This window comes from Endozoicomonas atrinae (assembly GCF_001647025.1).
Taxonomy (GTDB): Bacteria; Pseudomonadota; Gammaproteobacteria; order Pseudomonadales; family Endozoicomonadaceae; genus Endozoicomonas; species Endozoicomonas atrinae.
In genome coordinates this window covers 27,888-45,282 of the sequence record NZ_LUKQ02000014.1, presented here as the reverse complement: position 1 = coordinate 45,282, position 17,395 = coordinate 27,888, and the positions used below count along the sequence as shown (strand labels likewise).

The window sequence follows — 17,395 nt, the reverse complement described above, 5'->3', positions numbered from 1 at the left end:
CACCCTGATATACGGAGCGCTCCAAAGGTATACGACCGTATAAGGTTTCATAGTGCTTAAGAACCTTTCCTTTGTAGTTCCACTTCTGCTGATTAACGACGATAGGTTCTTTATTGGGTGATTCAAATAGCCCCAATAACTCTTTTGTTCCAAGCTGCCCGGCTTCATTGAGTGCACGCTGTAAACTATCTTCAAGATTCAGCATGTTGCCTGAATCTATAGAAACTTCAATTTGCAAAACGATGCTTTTGGTAGAGCTGGAAATAACAGAAGCGGGCATGACAGTTAACTATTATGAGTGGTGTTCCCATAGTAGCTGTGAAAATAGAGCACTATTGTTTCAATCATTCAGAGAGAGCACCCTATGGGAGGACATTGAAGACTCTCTGGACGAAGCAAAAGCGCTGGCCGCTTCTTATGAGAAAAAACATGAGAAGAAAGTACCGGTTCTTTTTGTGTTGGCCATGGGCGGACGCTCTCCAACCATCGCAGGCACGGGTACGGCGGCTAACTCCATGATTGGTCTGGCAGGCGGATACAACCCTGCAGCAGAGCAGTTCAAAGGGTATAAGGCGCTTTCCAATGAAGCCATGTTGTTGCTGGCACCCGAGGTGATCATTTTCCCTGGGTCCACCAGTAACCCGGATATGACACCGGAAACACTGCTGGAGCAGATGCCTATTCTGAAGCAGACGCCTGCGGGTAAAAGCGGCCGGGTGGTTGCCATCGATGGTAATATGCTACTGGGCGGTCTCGGCCCACGAACAGGAGACGTTGCACTGTCTCTGGCAAAATCTTTTTACTTAGACCAAGGTAATCCATCCTCCAATGAGTCGTAACCATCAGGGGGCACTGCTGTTAACCGGACTGGCAATCCTGCTGCCAGTCGTGGTGATTGTGTCCATTGGAGTTGGCGCTGTTCCAATTCCCGCAGGCGATATTCTGACCATACTGCTTGACCGACTTGGTTTATCTGACAGCGCCATCAGCAGCCAGTCAGCTCTGATTATTGAGTCAATTCGTTTACCCAGAACCCTGCTGGGCCTTATTGTCGGTGGTTCGCTGGCCGTGGCTGGTGCATCCATGCAGGGCTTGTTCAGGAACCCACTGGCTGACCCCAGTATCATTGGTGTGTCCACGGGAGCTGCCCTGGGAGCAGGCATTGCTATCGTTCTTGGTGGCCTGCTGTTTGCTGGTGCATCGTCCCTGATTCAAAGCTACAGCGTATCCATTCTGGCCTTTGCAGGCGGGGTTTTGTCCACCTGGCTGGTTTATAAAGTGGGTACAACCAACAATGGTACTTCTGTTGCCACCATGCTGTTGGCCGGTGTCGCTATCAACGCCCTGGCCGGTGCTGGTATGGGCATGCTGAACTACATCGCTGATGACACCATGCTGCGCAACCTGACCTTCTGGCAAATGGGCAGCCTCGGTGGTGCTACCTGGGATCTGGTCATCATCTGTGCCACGTTATTAGTCCCCGTTATCCTGATCCTGGGTCGTTATGGCCTGGTACTAAACGCGCTGCTGCTGGGTGAGTCTGAAGCCCGTCATCTGGGCATTGACGTACAGAAGGTCAAACTGAAACTGATCTTCCTGACTGCTCTGGCAGTGGGTGTATCCGTTTCCGTCAGTGGTGTTATTGGCTTTGTAGGATTGGTGGTTCCGCATCTGATCCGATTAGCCGTTGGCCCCGATCATCGTATTCTTCTGCCGGCCTCAGCCATGCTGGGCGGCATTCTGTTACTGGCAGCGGATATGATTTCCCGCACCATTGTCGCCCCTGCAGAACTTCCCATTGGTATTGTCACTGCCTTGATGGGTGCCCCTTTCTTCCTGTCACTGTTGTGGCAGCAGCGTAAAAGGATTGCCTGATATGGAAAGAGCAGTAGTAAATACTCTGGAAGTTCAGGGAGTCTCGGTTCATATCGAAGGCAGGAGTCTGCTTCAGGACATTAACCTGACCTTGAAGCCAGGTGAAGTGGTTTCTGTACTTGGCCCGAACGGTGCCGGTAAAAGTACGTTGATGAAAGTCATCAGTGGCGAGAGAAAACCATCCAGTGGCGATGTACTGCTTAATGGCCGGAATGACTGGCCATTGAATCACCAGGCATTGATGCTCGGTGTTTTGCCACAGTCGTCCTCATTGAGCTTTCCCTTTACTGTGGAAGAGGTGGTGCTGCTTGGCCGAATTCCCTGCGCCAGTCATCATGATGAAAATCTTATGATCACCCGGGAAGCCCTTAAGAAAGTTGATGGCTTACACCTTAAGGATCGTCATTACACCACCCTTTCCGGTGGTGAGCGCCAGCGTGTTCATATGGCACGGGTTCTGGCACAGATCTGGGATGAAAGCACTCATGGCCAGCGTTATCTGTTACTTGATGAACCGACATCTGCATTGGACCCAGCCCATCAGCAGCTAACCCTGAAAATGGCCCGACAGGAAGCGGACCAGGGTATCGGCGTTATGGTCATCATGCACGACCTGAATCTGGCAGCACGATATTCTGACCGGATTGTAATCCTGAAGAATGGAAAGATGGCTGCGGAAGGAACACCCCATCAGGTTCTGACACCAGAAACCATTGGAGAGGTGTTTGATATTGAGGTCAGTGTGTCAGAGCACCCTGTCTACCACTGCCCGCTTGTGGTAAATCATTAATTGTGTCTTTTGATTCAAATATGGCTTGATGCTGGTGAACCAAGCCATATTTTTATCAATTAACAAAAACTACTCTCCTGCAGGAAGCGGATGCCTACCCCAATGTTCAGCTTCATTTCCAGCAGGGATCAGGCTCTTTGGCCCAAGGCTATGAGCGTACTTCTCAAAAACCTGGGATATATATTTTTCAAGGGAGCGCAGCCCTGGGTCTTGATCAGTTTCAATAAAGGCATGAATCATTTCATGGCCACTTTCAGGTAGCGTAAAGTCTGCGAAAAGCTTACCTGCAGACTGATAGCGCCTTTCCTTATTTGGAACCATGATTTCAAATGCAATTTTCTTTTTCGCCCTGCTATCAAAACCTTCAAATACTACTTTATCCAGCCTGGAGGCTATTGCTTCAAGCTCAGGGTCATGGGCACTTAACTCGTGAATATCACGATTACCAGCAAGAATGATCGTATCGGGCAAACGCACTTCTGTTTTAAGGTATGGACTGTAGTAAGAACGATTCGATGGATCGAGCAGCTTCAACATAAATGACAGAACGTCCTTGCTTTTCTCATTTCCGGATATGAACAAACGATCAAACTCATCAATCAACAGAACCTGATTGTGATGATTAATATCCTGGCTCGAATCTGTACGAGCAACGATAGCATCAAGAATTCTTCCCGCCTTTGCATTGGCACTTTCAAAAGGGGTTCCGACAATATCATCAATACTTGCACCATCCAGAGTGACGACGGCAAGGTTAGTCCCCATCGCTTCAGCAAGCTGCCTGGCTGCATGGGTTTTTCCGGTACCTGGTGCACCTAAGAAATAAATCGGATAATGACTGTCGAAAATTGATGCATCCGTCTGCTGATAAATCAACTCGGAATGAGCAAACAGTTTTAACCGGTCGGCCACATAGGTTGGATAATCTCGAAGAACCTCATCGATTTTGTCTTCATCATACACCAGTTCTTTAGAGTAAAACGGAAGCCTTAATGCTTTATCAAGAATTTTCTGCAACCGGCTAAGAGCTTCACTGCTGGGGCTTCGCCAGAAACTGTAAAACAGTTCATCCTCAATGTAATGCTGAGTGCGCTTATCCAGCAGTGCTTTCTTTGCACCATAGGCCAATATCAAATTCTCTTCTGCAAGTTTTGGAGCAAATATTCCGTAATAGACATTCATACCAAATGGAATAGCGGTGGCGACTGTTATCCCGACACCTAATCCAATAGCAGCTGAAATTAATATGTGACCAAAAGCTGAGCTAGTAACCATAAAGTTCGAAATAGCGTCTTTGTAGGCAAGCGCTGTGCCTCCAACGATAAAAGCTGGAATATAAAACGCAAGATAGGGTAACGACTCATACAATGAATACTCGCGCAGCACCCAGTCATATTGTCGTTTTGCTTCTGCCCTGCCAGCTCTAACCTGGGCATCAACTGGCTGCCCCGCATATCCGGCAACTTGAATACGATCAAAGAAACGGTTGTTTGCCATATACTGCCTGACATAACTGATATGTAATTTATCCGGCGTTACCGTAGTCTCATCTGCTTGAGCTATGGGAATCAAAATAATAGAAACCAAAAAGGAAATGCAAAACTGTTTAAACTGCTTCATTAACTTCAACCTTATTACTTTAGATTGACTTACCATTTGGATAGACAATTTTTTTTTTACCAAGGTTCACATGGAGCACTTTTTCCAATAACCAAGATACATTTGAAATAAAACCAGCAAATCTGGAAAGTCTAGATAACTTTATTTATTAGAGGGCAAAAATTAAAAAGCACGTTGTATAAAAGCAGTGTTCTTATTTAAAATCGTAAAAGCCCTATAGCCTATTGGCATGCTGATATTACTCAAAATATTGTCAATACTTAGATGGAAATTCACTTCAGCTGCTTAATCCTGAAAAGGCCAATCTTCCCATCACGTAACCACACCAGCCAAACGGTGGTAAACCGAAGTTTTTCACCTGAAATCTGTTGATCTGTATCAATTGCACACCGTGCGATAAATACAAATAATAATAATTCTCATTTTTAAGTTAGAACGATCCAATTATGGTTGCCAGACACACCCTGGGTCCCGAGCTGACCGGGATATCATCCCCTGATCCACTGAAGTTTGCCTTTGCCGGCAAAAAGTCAGCCCATACCCACAGCGGCTCCATTCCGGTTCCTGCAGAGCAGACTCAGGACGTGTACCGGCAACTGATGGATAGCCCTGCAAACCCTCTGCTGCTCGCTTCTGGTAAGCGACTGGCCTATATCCACATCCCTTTTTGTCGCACTCATTGCTCTTATTGTGGTTTCTTTCAGAACACCACGAAGAAAGATGAGGTAGCCCGTTATGTTGATTACCTGGAACGGGAAATTCGCATGTCGGCGCAAGATGCCTGGACACAGGAAGGCCTGTTCCATGGTGTTTATTTTGGCGGTGGTACCCCCACGGATCTAACACCAGAACAAATTCTTCGTCTTGGCAATGCGGTTCGAGAGTCCTTGCCGCTGGCCAATGACGTAGAGATGACCTTTGAAGGTCGCTTTCATGGCTTTGATAACGACAAAATTGCTGCCTGCCTGGAATCAGGGTTTAACCGGTTTTCCCTGGGGGCACAGAGCTTTAATACAACCATCCGTCGTCGTATGAGTCGTATCGATTCTGGTGAATTTCTTCTGGAAAGACTGGATTACTTTAACAGTCTCAACAACGCAGCAGTCGTCGTAGACCTGATGTTTGGTTTGCCTGGTCAAACCCTGGATGACTGGGAGCAGGACCTTCACACCTTCCTGCAATCCAAAGCTCATGGTGTAGACCTTTATCAGCTGATTCTTCTGGGCTCCAGCCGAATGAAACAGTCCATTGAAAAAGGTTCCATGCCAGAGCCAGCCAGCTCACCTGAGCGTGCTGAAATGTTCCGCAGGGGTGTTGATATCCTGAGCTCCCACAAAGTAGGGCGACTGAGCGTCAGCCACTGGGGAAGGGATACCCGGGAACGGAATATCTACAACCATGGTGTAAAGTCTGGTGCCGAAATCATGCCATTTGGTTCCGGTGCAGGTGGTAACTTTGCTGGGCACAATGCCATGAGTCTTAGAACGCTACCAGCTTATTACGAAGCTCTGGATACTGGCAAAAAACCCCTGATGATGATGAGCAAGGCTACGGGTAATAAGCCGCTATTGGGCACCATCGGCTCTGGCTTTGACCGTGGCTGGCTGGAAATTGGCAAGCTTGATCATGTCGGCGGAGAAGGAATGAGCGAGCACTGCATGTCACTTTTTGAAGCGTGGCAGGACAACGGACTGGCCACTATTCACCATGGAATTCTCGACCTGACGCTGCCTGGACAGTTCTGGAACGTCACGATGCACCAGGCACTGATTAACTTTCTTGAACAACACCCATTAGACGGACAAAACACGGAGAAAGCTGCATGACTCTGGCTCAACAGGTGCAGGATATTCTGACCGAAAACCCGGCAATTTTACCTGCAGAAATTGCTAACCAGCTGAATGCCAGCGAACTGGACGTGATTCAGGCCATGCCTGCTGACATGGTGACATTGATTGATGCCAGCCATTACCTGGATGTACTGAGAGACATCAAAACCTGGGGCGAACTGACTCTGGTTATTGATGTGGATGGTTCTATTTTTGAAATGGTCGGCCATTTTCCAAAAGGCGGCGAGAAGTTCGGCTATTACAATCTCAGTGATCGCCGTACACCACTGAAAGGACACCTGAAGGTGGATAATGTTGCAGTTATCGCGCTGGTCAGCAAGCCATTCCATGGTGTTGAAACACGCTCTGTTCAATTCCTGAGCAAGCAGGGCCGTATGTTGTTTAAAGTTTACCTGCGCCGGGATAAAGAGAAGAACATTTTGCCTGAGCAGCTGGAAAAGTTTGAGGCATTGAAGAAACTCTCCGCCTCATAAGTAAACACCTGGTAGCTAAGGTATAGCTCCTTGGTTACCAGAATATAAAATTACAGTGTTTAATCGGCGCCGCTGTACAGAGCACTTCTGTACAGTCTGGTTAACAGCCACCTAATGTATTATCCACTTTTCTAACGGGATAATAATGATGGTGTCTATTTCCTATATATATTGTCGGAAGCTGCTCATTGATTTCATTGACAGCAGCATCTTCTCTTTCAAAAAAAACCATTCTATAATCAAATTCAGAGTCACCAGTTAGTACAATATTTATTCCAAGAGCTTTTGCTAGAACTACTCCTTCTACATTATGCCTCCCCCAAAAGGTTCCACCATTTATAATTAATGACCGGTATTCTGAAAAACTTGAATATTTTGGGGATTGTGGATCCTGATTATTTGTCATCACCAGAAGTTTTAGCACCTCATCGTCTTCTAATGTCTTTAGTAAGACTACCTTAAGAACATCGTAGTCTGGTCGCTGCTTACTACATGACCACTCTTCATTATTAAGCTCTGAATAGAATTGGTCGTACAGCTCTCTTTTTTTATCATCACTGATAAACTGCCATACAGAGTCATACAGACAGTCACCATTATCCTCTGAGATAAATTCTTCAGAAACACTTGCATGACTGAATGCATTAGCCCTAACAAGTGTAAGATTATAATGTTTGCAAATACCTTCAAAAGTAGCCTTACACTGGTCATCATCCTGAAATAGTGACTGTTTTTGTAAATGCGAGTGGGTAAGAAAATAATCTGGAAAAGTTCTCTTTAAACTCTTTAACAAGCCTTCTTGCTGAACAAAATCATAACTTTTGATAGAAACACTGTGTTTCCATAACATTTCAAAATACGGCATTAGAGCTACCGGATCACTATCATCTACATCTTGGCTTTGACAAAATTCTTTCTGCCCCAGCAAATAAACGCCTTCCTGAGATACATACTCAGAAGTCTCTCGAATAGCTTTCTTAACGGGAAAGGTATCTTTATTAGCATCATCTATAAGTTCTTCAACGGTCTCAATATCGTGGTGTCTAGGCTTAAAATAGTGATATGCCCTCCCACCCAAATAAAAAGCCTCTGCCAGAGCTGTAATTATTGGAAACGCAAAATAAATAGCAGGGTTTCTTAGCTCTATTCCAACGCCGGTACAAATACCACCTACAAGAAAAATGCCCGCCACAGTTAGCTTTGAAACCCTGCTTTTACTTTCTGATACGAGAAACCCTTTCCAGGTAGCAGTAGGATTAGATGCACCAGAACTAGGGCTACTGAGGTCAACACCATTTATATTAACAGATCCTTCAAATCCGATAGAGAGCATAGGCAACTCCCATTACAACAACTATAGGTTCTTATGATCAGCTACGTTCATCAATAAACGATTAACACATCTCTTTAATCAGCGTGCTCGCAACAGTCTCAACCTGACTATTTGTCATCCCGGGAAATATTGGCAATGAAAGACAGTGTTCAGACAATTGCTCGCAGACTGGCAACTCATATTCACTGGCAACCCCTACCAGGGCTCTTTGTTTATTTAAAGGCAAAGGGTAATAGATCGCACTGGCAATCCCCTTACTGGCCAGTCGCTTCTTAACCATATCTCTCCCTGAAGGCAAGACAACCGTATATTGATGATAAATATGGTTCTCTCGGTCTTCAGGAAAAATAACTTCCGTTCCTTTCAAAAGTTCACGGTACCATTGGGCGACTTTTCTACGCTGAGCATTAAACTCATCGATATGTTTGAGCTTAACTCTTAACAAGCCAGCCTGAAGTGCATCCAGGCGACTATTGTAGCCTGCACATTCATGATAGTACTGACAGGCACTGCCATGATTACGCAGCATGCGTACCGTTTCGGCTGCTTTTAAGTCGCTGGTAATGATCAGGCCACCATCTCCAAACCCGCCAAGGTTTTTACTGGGAAAAAAACTGAAGGTACCGAGCAACCCGAAGTTGCCCGTTTTTCGAGAGTGGTAAGATGCACCAAAAGACTGTGCACAGTCCTCCAGCAGAATTAAACCATGGCGATCACAAACAGCCTGAATCTCTGACAGAGCCGCAGGCAGACCAAAAAGATGAACAACCAGGACGGCTTTACAGCGGGACGTAATACTTCGCTCCAGCTCAAGCGGATCAATATTGAATGTCTCAGAGTCTATATCAACCAGAACGGGAGTTGCTCCCACCTGCATGATGGCTTCGGCGGTAGCAAAGAAGGTAAACCCGGTTGTTAATACCTCATCCCCTGGCCCAATACCGGCTGCATGCAGTGTCAGAACAAGAGCATCGGTACCATTCGCACAGCTGATGGCGTACTTAGCTCCAAGGTAATGAGCGACTTCCTGTTCAAAAGCCTCAACTTCTTCCCCCATGATAAAACGACCACTGCGCAATATCTCCAGTGCTTTTTTTTCTAACCGCTCCTGAATTGGACGATGCCATGCCTGCACATCCACCATTGGAATGTTATTGATACTATTTTGAGTCATGACTCCCCTTTTGCAATTCAGAAAATGGTATCGATCTTTCCCTCAAACCAATGGCTTTCTATCCTTTATAGTTTATACCGCGCTTATAGACTCAAACCTGTCTCTGCAATGATTTCCGAAATTCTATTGGCCGCATTCAGTGCATCTCTACCATCTTCACCACTGACCTTTGGTGGGCTTGATGCTTCAACACTCAGAAGAAAGTCTTCAATTTCCAACCTGAGAGCATCACTGCCCTGATAGCTCTGCTCATTACACTCAATGGCAGGAATTCCCGGATGCAACTCACCTTCACCTTTAAAGAAATGGCTGACTTTTAATTTCTGAAAGTCAACACAGATGCAGGAGCTCTTCTGAAAAATACGCATCTTTCTTTTGCTTTTCTGACTGATTCGGCTGGCGGTCACATTTGCAACGCAACCATTAGCAAAAGACAAACGCGCCTGGGCAATATCAATCGTCTCCGACAATACCGCACTGCCATTTGCAGCAATATCCATTATCGGTGCATCAACAATATTCAGAATAATATCCAGATCATGAATCATCAGATCCATGATCACATTGATGTCCATGGATCGAGGTTTAAAACTGGCCAGTCGATGCGACTCAATAAACCGGGGTTGCTTAACCTTATCAGAAACGCTGCCCAGCGCAGCGTTGTAACGCTCCAGAAAGCCAACCTGTAGAATGAGATGTTTCTCCCGAGCCAGCTTAATCATTTCCTCGGCCTGAGATAAATTACTGGCGATAGGTTTTTCCACCAGCACATGTACGCCAGCCCTGAGAAAGTCACTGGCAATGGAGTGATGCATGGAGGTAGGGACAACAATACTGACGGCATCAACCTGGCCAATCAGATCCCGGTAATCACTGAAATAGTGGGTATTGCAGTTACTGGCCACTTGCTGGCCACAGACCTTGTCAATATCCGCAATGCCCACAAGATGGCTGGATGCCAGTCGAGCATACTTCTCTGCATGAAATTTCCCGAGATAACCCGCACCAATCACCGCCGTTCGTAGCATTTACTAGCATCACTCTTTAACTGATATGAACGCCGCCACTCTAGAGCACTATTTAGCCGGATATACAATAAGTTGAGTAAACGGTATTCCCTGATCAAGGTTGTCGATAAATAGAAACAGTAAAGATAGACAGAAATTGCAGTTCTGCTAGGCGAATGGAAGGAATTAGGAAGGAAATGAAAGGCAGCAAGACAAGCTGCCCCATAGAAGACTCTTTAAATAGAATCAGCTGCGCTTACCGTATACGGTAATTTCAGCATACTTATGACCACCTATAGCAGTTTTGTAGTCCATCTCAATTTTGTTGATGATGCGATCACCATCTATCAGACGGAACGGCAGTGAACGCTTGCCTTTGTGCAGACGCTTGTTGATGTGAATGGTCTGTGACTTGCCATTACCAAAGACAACTTTGATTTTCTTCATGAAAATCGGAGCTCTGTCCACTTTGAATGCGATAGTATCGTACTTACCCTTGAAGCCACTAACATGGATTACATCCTGTTCGCTCTGAAAAGAAACACGACGCTCGCCGAGCTTTTTCCAGTCATCGGCCATAACGCCAAAGCTCAGCACACTCATCAATACTAAAGTTAAAAGATTTTTCATGGTATTTCTGATCCACTCTAATTCATATAAAAATCCGAGCGGATATTAAGGAAACTCAAGCCACAGCCATAGTCAGTAGACACCCGGAAAAACGGCGGATTACTGCTACCAACAGGGATAACAGCACGTAACCCGCCGATCTGTTAAAACCATATTTACTGATTTCGCAGAACCGGATACCTAATGCAATTGCCCAATCAAATGCCAAAAAAGATAAACTTCAGAATAAATAATGCGGCCAGCACCCACACACTGATACTGACTTCACTGGCCCTGCCTGCCAGCAGTTTTACCAGAGGATAAGCAATAAACCCGAGCGCAATGCCATTAGCAATAGAGAAACTCAGCGGCATCATGATGGCGGTAATCAGTACCGGGCCCGCTTCTGTCAAATCATTCCAGTCAATATTCGCCAGGCTACCGGCCATCAACACCGCAACATAAATCAGGGCACCTGCGGTCGCATAGGCTGGAACCATTGCTGCCAGTGGTGAAAGGAACATGCAGAGCAGGAACAACCCCCCCACAGTGACGGCTACAAGGCCTGTTCGACCGCCTGCAGCCACACCTGAAGCACTTTCTACATAGGATGTAACCGTCGGCGTTCCCACCAGCGCTCCAGCCCAGGAAGCGGTTCCGTCGGTAATCATCGCCCGGTTCATGTTGTGCATCTTGCCATTCTGATCAGCCAGACCAGCCTTATCACCCACGGCGATCAGTGTTCCAGTGGTATCAAACAGATTCACAAACATGAAAGCTACGATAACGCCCAGCATCTCCGGTTTCAAAGCACCCATGATATCCAGCTTGCCAACCACAGGTTCAAGGCTGGGCGGTGCAGAGTATATTCCCTGAAAGGAGATATCTCCGGCCAGCAGGCCTATTCCCGAGACAACAACAATGGCTAACAGCACTGCCGCTTTAAAACCACGGTAAGCCAGACCCAGAATCAACAGCAGGCTCAGACAGGCCATCACAGGGCTGAACTGCGTAATATCACCCAGAGTGATAATCGTCCCCGGACTGGCAACCACTATACCGGCATTTTTCAAACCAATCAGTGCGAGGAAAAGGCCGATACCTGCAGTAATACCAACTCGCAGCCCCTTCGGAATGCTGTCAATAATCCACTCACGGACTTTAAACAGGCTCAGCAGCATGAACCCAATACCACCCCAGAAAACGGCGCCCATGGCCTGTTCCCATGAGTAGCCCATTCCCAGAACAACGGCATAGGCAAAGAAAGCATTCAAGCCCATACCGGGAGCGAGGCCTACCGGCCAGTTGGCATACAGGCCAATAGCGATGGAACTTAAACCTGCGACAAGGCAGGTAGCCGCAAACAAGGCGCCTTTATCCATTCCTGCATCGGACAGCATACCCGGTATCACAAACACCACGTAACACATGGTAATAAAGGTGGTGAAACCGGCCACCAGCTCTGTTTTTACCGTTGTATTATGAGCTTTAAGCTTGAACAGCCGATCCAGAAACGCTGGTTTCTCATCTGCCGATGATAGTGACTTCGTATCCACTGAGTTCATAGAAACTTCCAGTCCTGTATTTTTTATTTTTTATGCTCTGTGCACTGAGGATTTTTTATCCAGCCTGGCAAGACTAACAAGTTGATCTGAATCAATGCAAATTTCTGACTTTATAGTCAACAAAATTCACAGCTGATTACTTGCTATTTTCCTGACCAAATAGTCAAATTAATTAAAATTAAAAAGCTGGAAATGTCATACAGCCTACCCAATGAAAGCTTCAACGAGCTGTCATGGCATTCTCGTCATAGAAAGTCATAATAAAAAGAATGAAAAAGGGACATTGCCATCGTGATTCGCTTTCTTCTAAACGATCGGCTCGTCGTAGTTGAGGACACCGCTTCAGATACCACGGTTCTTGATTATCTTCGAGGCAATACTGAAACCAGTACCACATCTCATGAAAAGCGGACCGGCACCAAAGAGGGTTGCTGTTCGGGTGACTGTGGCGCATGCACCGTTGTGGTTGGTGAGCCAGAGGGTGACCAGCTCAAATACAAGACCATGAACGCCTGTATTGCACTGATGCCTTCACTTCATGGCAAACAGCTACTGACGGTAGAAGATCTTGCAGGCTCCCCCGAGACCAACCAGCGCAATAAAAAGGGTGAGTTACACCCTGTACAGCAGGCACTGGTTGATCACCATGGATCCCAATGTGGCTTCTGCACACCGGGCATTGTGATGTCGTTGTTTGCTCTTCACCATGAAAGTGCAGAAGACAAACCCGATGTTCTTGAAGCCCTTGGTGGAAACCTGTGCCGGTGCACCGGCTACCGCCCCCTGGTTGATGCGGCTAACAGCCTGGCCAATGCCCAAGCGGATGACGAGTTTTTCAGAAACCGTCAACAAACCCTGTCCAAGCTACAAACCATAGAGCAGCAAGGCAGTGTGAGTGGTAGCGGTGCATTTATTCCTACCAGTGAAGGTGAGCTCGCCCAGTATCTGTTGGATAACCCTGACGCCAGAATTCTCGCCGGTGGTACCGATCTTGGGCTCGATGTAACCCAGCAACTGAAGAAAATTGAAAAACTGGTCTCCGTTAAGAATATTCCTTCTCTGCAGACCATTCATGAAGATAACAATGAACTGGTGATTGGCTCTGCGGTCACTTATCGAAAGATAAGCCCCTTACTGACAAAATACTTTCCTGAGTTTGCTCATATGCTGGACCGACTGGGCTCCCAGCAGATACGCAACCAGGGAACCCTGGGTGGCAACATCGGTAACGCCTCACCCATAGGCGACACGCCTCCTGTTTTACTGGCTCTTGATGCTTCTCTGGATCTTCGTCACGGAGATAACATCAGGAATATCCCGCTTAACCAGTTTTTCCTGGATTACAAAAAGACCGAACTTACCTCGGGTGAATACATTGCCCGGATTCGTATTCCCAAAAAACCTCACCAGCTAAAAGTTTATAAACTCAGCAAGCGTTATGGTGATGACATCTCTACCGTCCTTGCCGCGATTAATCTGGAGACCAATGGTGATGGTCAAATAACAAGGGCAAGAGTTGCGTTGGGCGGCATGGCGGCCATTCCCAAGCGAGCGGAACTGTGTGAGAAGATTTTAACCGGATCACCACTGGATAATGAAACGCTCAGCCAGGCAAAAGCAGCTATCCGTCAGGAGTTCAAACCCATGTCGGATGTTCGGGCCAGCAGCGAGTACCGCCTTGAAGCTGCCTGCAATTTGCTGGAGCGTTATTTTATGGAACTGTCTGGCCAGAATGTAAGGATTATCTGTCATGCGTAAACTACCGGATCTGGCCAGTGAACTGAAACAGACTCATAAGCTCGATGGCAGCCCTGAGTTCAATGACAGCCATGAGCTGACTAACAGCCCTGAACTGATCATGAGCAAACAACCTGAAACTCCGATTTCGGCTGACGAGCGTCACGCTCTTCACATGAGCGGAAACCGTTCAGCTAAACACGACAGTGCTCACCTTCATGTGACTGGTAAAGCACTTTATATCGATGATCGCCCGGAAATGACCAACCAGCTGCATGCAGGATTTGGCCTTTCGACAGAAGCCCATGCAGAGATCATCAGCATTAATTTTGATGAAGTATGGAATACTCCCGGTGTTGTAGCGGTCATAACCGCAGACGACATCCCGGGTCACAAAGATATCGGCCCTGTTTTTCCGGGAGACATGCTGCTGGCTGAAGGTCGGGTGGATTATATCGGACAACCGATTTTTGCAGTGGCTGCCACTTCCCATAAAGCCGCAAAAAGAGCCGCTCGAAAAGCCGTAATTCAATATCGCGCACTTGATGCCATCCTGGGTATCGATCAGGCCATGGAACAAAACTCATTTGTTCGGCCTGACCACACCATGAAGAAAGGTGATGCCAGACAGGCCATCACTAATGCTGGTCACCAGCTGTCAGGACAGATGTCCAACGGTGGTCAGGAGCATTTCTATCTGGAAGGGCAAATCGCCAGTGTTATTCCCCAGGAAGATGGTCAGCTTCATGTATACACGTCAAGCCAGCACCCTTCTGAGGTTCAGAAACTGGTCGCTGAAGTCATCGGCGTACCACTGAGTAAAGTAGTGGCCGACGTCCGTCGTATGGGAGGCGGTTTTGGCGGCAAGGAAACCCAGGCAGCTGCCCCGGCCTGTATAGCAGCACTTCTCGCTGTAAAAACCGGCAGACCGGTAAAGTTTCGAGTTGATCGACAGCAGGATATGGTGTCTACCGGTAAGCGTCACCCTTTCCGCCATCGCTATAATGTAGGTTTTGATCAGGAAGGCATGCTGGAAGGTGTTGATATCGAGCTGGCCGGTGATGCCGGACACTCCCCGGACCTGACCGACGCCATTGTCGACCGGGCCATGTTCCACTCAGATAATGCCTATTATCTGAATAACGCTACCGTGATCGGTCATCGCTGCCGAACCAATACCGCATCCAATACCGCCTTCAGGGGCTTTGGTGGGCCTCAGGGCATGCTGGTTATTGAACGGATTATGGACGACATCGCACGCTCAACTGGTCTGGATCCCCTGGAGGTTCGCAAGAGAAACCTCTATGGCATTACTGAACGGAACACTACTCATTATCACCAGCGGGTAGAACATAACGTGCTGCACGATGTTATCGGTAAGCTGGAAGAAAGCTCTGACTACTGGCAACGAAGAGAAGCAATCAGCGCCTTCAACCAGCAAAGCCCGGTACTGAAAAAAGGACTGGCTTTAACACCGGTAAAGTTTGGGATCTCTTTTACCGCGAAACATCTGAACCAAGCCGGGGCCCTTGTCCATGTCTATACCGATGGCAGTATTCAGATCAACCATGGCGGGACAGAGATGGGCCAGGGTCTCTACACTAAAGTTGCCCAGATCGTAGCCAACGAGTTTGGCGTTTCTCTTGAACGGGTTCAGGTCACGTCGACCCGAACCGATAAAGTACCCAACACTTCACCTACCGCGGCATCCAGTGGCTCAGACCTTAATGGCAAGGCAGCACAGGATGCCTGTCAGAAAATCAGGAATCGTCTGATCGAATTTGCTGTTGAGCACTATGGTGTTTCAGACCAGGAAGTTTCATTCCATGATAACGAAGTTCATCTGGGTGAACGTCAAATGCCGTTTGAAGGCTTTATTCAGGCCGCATATCTGAACCGTATCTCTCTATCCAGCAGTGGTTTCTACAGCACTCCGGAAATTCACTACGACCGGGAAACGGCCAGTGGCCGGCCTTTCTATTACTTTGCCTGCGGTGCTTCCGTTTCAGAAGTGACAGTGGATACTCTGACGGGAGAGTACAAGGTTGATCGAGTGGACATTCTTCATGATGTGGGTCACTCACTGAACCCGGCTATTGACCAGGGGCAGATTGAAGGTGGCTTTATCCAGGGCATGGGCTGGATGACAACTGAAGAGCTGGTATGGGACGACAGTGGACGCTTGCTAAGTAACAACCCTGCCACCTATAAAATCCCAACCATCGAAGATATACCACCGATATTTAATGTTGAGCTGTTCCAGCAGGCGAACCCAAAACACACGATCTATCACTCAAAGGCAGTCGGTGAGCCCCCCTTTATGCTGGGTATGTCGGTGTGGTGTGCCATTCGGGATGCCGTATCCAGCCTTGCTGATTATCGGGTAAATCCACAAATTGATGTGCCTGCTACTCCGGAAAGGGTATTGACGGCAGTCACATCCATAAAAAATGCAGCGCTATAAAAAGACCGATGTGAGAGGGACAGAGTATGTGGATTGACGCATTGGCTAATCTTCAGAAAACCGGTGAGTCTGGTGTACTGGTTACCATTCTGGGTTCAGCAGGCTCTGCCCCCAGAAAGTCCGGCAGTAAAATGCTAGTCACTGCTGACCAGTGCTTTGATACCATCGGTGGCGGGCAGCTGGAGTTTCTGCTGATCCAGAAAGCCCGGGAGCTGCTGATTAGCGATCATTCAGAGCCAGTTCTGGAACACTTCCCTCTCGGCCCCAAACTCGGGCAGTGCTGTGGAGGCAGTGTCAGTGCCCTGCTGGAACCCATCGCCACCTGTGGTTTTCGTATTGCTCTGTTTGGCGCCGGTCATGTTGGTCATGCACTGGTGAATGTGCTGGCTCCTCTGGATTGCCAGATTACCTGGATCGACAGCAGAGCAGAGCTGTTTCCAGAGGAGATACCGGGAAATGTCCAGATCTGTATCAGCGATCAGCCAGAGCTGGAAGTCGAAAACCTGCCAGAGGATACGTTTGTTCTGGTCGTCACTCACAACCATCAGCTGGATTTCGCAATTACCGAAGCAACACTGAAGCATGATAACAGCCGTTGGCTGGGCGTTATTGGCTCAGAAACCAAGGCCAAGCGTTTCCGTCAACGACTGGAACATAAAGGCAATTTCTCACAAGCCCAAATTGAGCATATGCGTTGTCCGGTTGGGCTGGAAAGTATTGGAGGCAGAAAGCCCGCTGAAATAGCCATTGCGATTGCCGCTGAAATCTTGTCCATCCAAAATGGGAACCGGGGTGATAGCAATAAAAAGCGGGAAGGTATTGCTTGGCAAGACTTAAAAAAACTCTTACATTCTCATGAGCATGAAGTTGCTAAATGATAATAACTAACTTGTGTCGA

At 47.4% G+C, this 17,395-nt stretch carries 15 protein-coding genes; 8 read left to right on the top strand and 7 right to left on the bottom strand.

Annotated elements, in window-relative coordinates:
* A partial coding sequence (locus AK963_RS03585; RefSeq protein ID WP_420795593.1) for a hypothetical protein occupies window positions 1-280 on the bottom strand: 280 nt, incomplete at its 3' end.
* On the opposite strand from AK963_RS03585, the gene AK963_RS03580 reads away from it, so the two are divergent.
* Genes AK963_RS03580 through AK963_RS03570 form a run of 3 tightly spaced genes read left to right on the top strand, consistent with a single transcriptional unit; the run spans window position 279 to window position 2,665 of the window.
* A complete protein-coding gene (locus AK963_RS03580; protein ID WP_066014105.1) occupies window positions 279-839 on the top strand; it encodes an ABC transporter substrate-binding protein in 561 nt (186 codons plus the stop codon). The two genes, AK963_RS03585 and AK963_RS03580, sit on opposite strands and share 2 nt — an antisense overlap.
* Window positions 829-1,875, top strand: coding sequence for a FecCD family ABC transporter permease (locus AK963_RS03575; protein ID WP_066014104.1), 1,047 nt, complete (start codon window positions 829-831; stop codon window positions 1,873-1,875). Before AK963_RS03580 ends, AK963_RS03575 begins: the two co-directional genes overlap by 11 nt.
* 1 nt (window position 1,876) lies before the next feature.
* Window positions 1,877-2,665 (top strand): heme ABC transporter ATP-binding protein, encoded by a 789-nt coding sequence (locus tag AK963_RS03570; protein WP_066014103.1) that lies wholly within the window; start codon window positions 1,877-1,879, stop codon window positions 2,663-2,665.
* Window positions 2,666-2,734: 69 nt separating this feature from the next.
* Here the strand turns inward: AK963_RS03570 and AK963_RS03565 are convergent, their stop codons facing one another.
* Window positions 2,735-4,285, bottom strand: coding sequence for an AAA family ATPase (locus tag AK963_RS03565; RefSeq protein WP_066014102.1), 1,551 nt, complete (start codon window positions 4,283-4,285; stop codon window positions 2,735-2,737).
* 446 nt (window positions 4,286-4,731) lie between these two features.
* Here AK963_RS03565 and hutW point away from each other — a divergent pair, with 446 nt between their 5' ends.
* Together hutW and hutX are read left to right on the top strand one after the other, a co-directional pair.
* A complete protein-coding gene (gene hutW / locus AK963_RS03560) occupies window positions 4,732-6,111 on the top strand; it encodes a heme anaerobic degradation radical SAM methyltransferase ChuW/HutW (protein ID WP_066014101.1) in 1,380 nt (459 codons plus the stop codon).
* The gene (hutX, locus tag AK963_RS03555) at window positions 6,108-6,608 is read left to right on the top strand and encodes a heme utilization cystosolic carrier protein HutX (RefSeq protein WP_066014100.1); all 501 of its coding nucleotides are present in this window, start codon (window positions 6,108-6,110) and stop codon (window positions 6,606-6,608) included. Before hutW ends, hutX begins: the two co-directional genes overlap by 4 nt.
* Before the next feature lie 100 nt (window positions 6,609-6,708).
* On the opposite strand, the gene AK963_RS03550 is transcribed toward hutX, so the two are convergent.
* The 5 genes from AK963_RS03550 to AK963_RS03530 all read right to left on the bottom strand — a co-directional run bounded on the left by AK963_RS03550 (window position 6,709) and on the right by AK963_RS03530 (window position 12,296).
* Window positions 6,709-7,941, bottom strand: coding sequence for a hypothetical protein (locus AK963_RS03550; RefSeq protein WP_066014099.1), 1,233 nt, complete (start codon window positions 7,939-7,941; stop codon window positions 6,709-6,711).
* Window positions 7,942-8,002: 61 nt separating this feature from the next.
* Window positions 8,003-9,115: a DegT/DnrJ/EryC1/StrS family aminotransferase gene (locus tag AK963_RS03545; protein ID WP_066014098.1), complete on the bottom strand. Its 1,113-nt coding sequence runs from the start codon at window positions 9,113-9,115 to the stop codon at window positions 8,003-8,005.
* Window positions 9,116-9,198: 83 nt separating this feature from the next.
* Window positions 9,199-10,143, bottom strand: coding sequence for a Gfo/Idh/MocA family protein (locus AK963_RS03540; RefSeq protein WP_066014097.1), 945 nt, complete (start codon window positions 10,141-10,143; stop codon window positions 9,199-9,201).
* 225 nt (window positions 10,144-10,368) lie between these two features.
* On the bottom strand, window positions 10,369-10,752 hold the full coding sequence (locus tag AK963_RS03535) for a DUF2541 family protein (protein WP_139117224.1): 384 nt from the start codon (window positions 10,750-10,752) through the stop codon (window positions 10,369-10,371).
* A gap of 197 nt (window positions 10,753-10,949) precedes the next feature.
* On the bottom strand, window positions 10,950-12,296 hold the full coding sequence (locus tag AK963_RS03530; protein ID WP_066014095.1) for an NCS2 family permease: 1,347 nt from the start codon (window positions 12,294-12,296) through the stop codon (window positions 10,950-10,952).
* 291 nt (window positions 12,297-12,587) lie between these two features.
* On the opposite strand from AK963_RS03530, the gene xdhA reads away from it, so the two are divergent.
* From xdhA to xdhC, 3 genes are read left to right on the top strand one after another with little or no spacing between them, the layout of a single operon-like run.
* Window positions 12,588-14,054 (top strand): xanthine dehydrogenase small subunit, encoded by a 1,467-nt coding sequence (gene xdhA / locus AK963_RS03525; RefSeq protein WP_066014094.1) that lies wholly within the window; start codon window positions 12,588-12,590, stop codon window positions 14,052-14,054.
* Window positions 14,047-16,497, top strand: coding sequence for a xanthine dehydrogenase molybdopterin binding subunit (gene xdhB, locus AK963_RS03520; RefSeq protein ID WP_066014093.1), 2,451 nt, complete (start codon window positions 14,047-14,049; stop codon window positions 16,495-16,497). The genes xdhA and xdhB overlap by 8 nt, the downstream gene beginning before the upstream one ends.
* A 26-nt stretch (window positions 16,498-16,523) precedes the next feature.
* Window positions 16,524-17,375 carry a xanthine dehydrogenase accessory protein XdhC gene (gene xdhC, locus AK963_RS03515; protein WP_066014092.1) on the top strand — a complete coding sequence of 284 codons (852 nt, stop codon included), beginning with the start codon at window positions 16,524-16,526 and terminating at the stop codon, window positions 17,373-17,375.
* Window positions 17,376-17,395 lie beyond the last annotated feature (20 nt).

What these genes read in the sequence shown, in the direction of transcription:
- hutX (WP_066014100.1), top strand. Translation starts at nt 6,108, where the DNA reads ATGACTCTGGCTCAACAGGTGCAGGATATTCTGACCGAAAACCCGGCA.
- AK963_RS03540 (WP_066014097.1), bottom strand. Translation starts at nt 10,143, where the DNA reads ATGCTACGAACGGCGGTGATTGGTGCGGGTTATCTCGGGAAATTTCAT.
- AK963_RS03550 (WP_066014099.1), bottom strand. Translation starts at nt 7,941, where the DNA reads ATGCTCTCTATCGGATTTGAAGGATCTGTTAATATAAATGGTGTTGAC.
- AK963_RS03545 (WP_066014098.1), bottom strand. Translation starts at nt 9,115, where the DNA reads ATGACTCAAAATAGTATCAATAACATTCCAATGGTGGATGTGCAGGCA.
- AK963_RS03570 (WP_066014103.1), top strand. Translation starts at nt 1,877, where the DNA reads ATGGAAAGAGCAGTAGTAAATACTCTGGAAGTTCAGGGAGTCTCGGTT.
- xdhB (WP_066014093.1), top strand. Translation starts at nt 14,047, where the DNA reads ATGCGTAAACTACCGGATCTGGCCAGTGAACTGAAACAGACTCATAAG.
- AK963_RS03580 (WP_066014105.1), top strand. Translation starts at nt 279, where the DNA reads ATGACAGTTAACTATTATGAGTGGTGTTCCCATAGTAGCTGTGAAAAT.
- AK963_RS03535 (WP_139117224.1), bottom strand. Translation starts at nt 10,752, where the DNA reads ATGAAAAATCTTTTAACTTTAGTATTGATGAGTGTGCTGAGCTTTGGC.
- AK963_RS03565 (WP_066014102.1), bottom strand. Translation starts at nt 4,285, where the DNA reads ATGAAGCAGTTTAAACAGTTTTGCATTTCCTTTTTGGTTTCTATTATT.
- xdhC (WP_066014092.1), top strand. Translation starts at nt 16,524, where the DNA reads ATGTGGATTGACGCATTGGCTAATCTTCAGAAAACCGGTGAGTCTGGT.
- AK963_RS03530 (WP_066014095.1), bottom strand. Translation starts at nt 12,296, where the DNA reads ATGAACTCAGTGGATACGAAGTCACTATCATCGGCAGATGAGAAACCA.
- hutW (WP_066014101.1), top strand. Translation starts at nt 4,732, where the DNA reads ATGGTTGCCAGACACACCCTGGGTCCCGAGCTGACCGGGATATCATCC.
- AK963_RS03575 (WP_066014104.1), top strand. Translation starts at nt 829, where the DNA reads ATGAGTCGTAACCATCAGGGGGCACTGCTGTTAACCGGACTGGCAATC.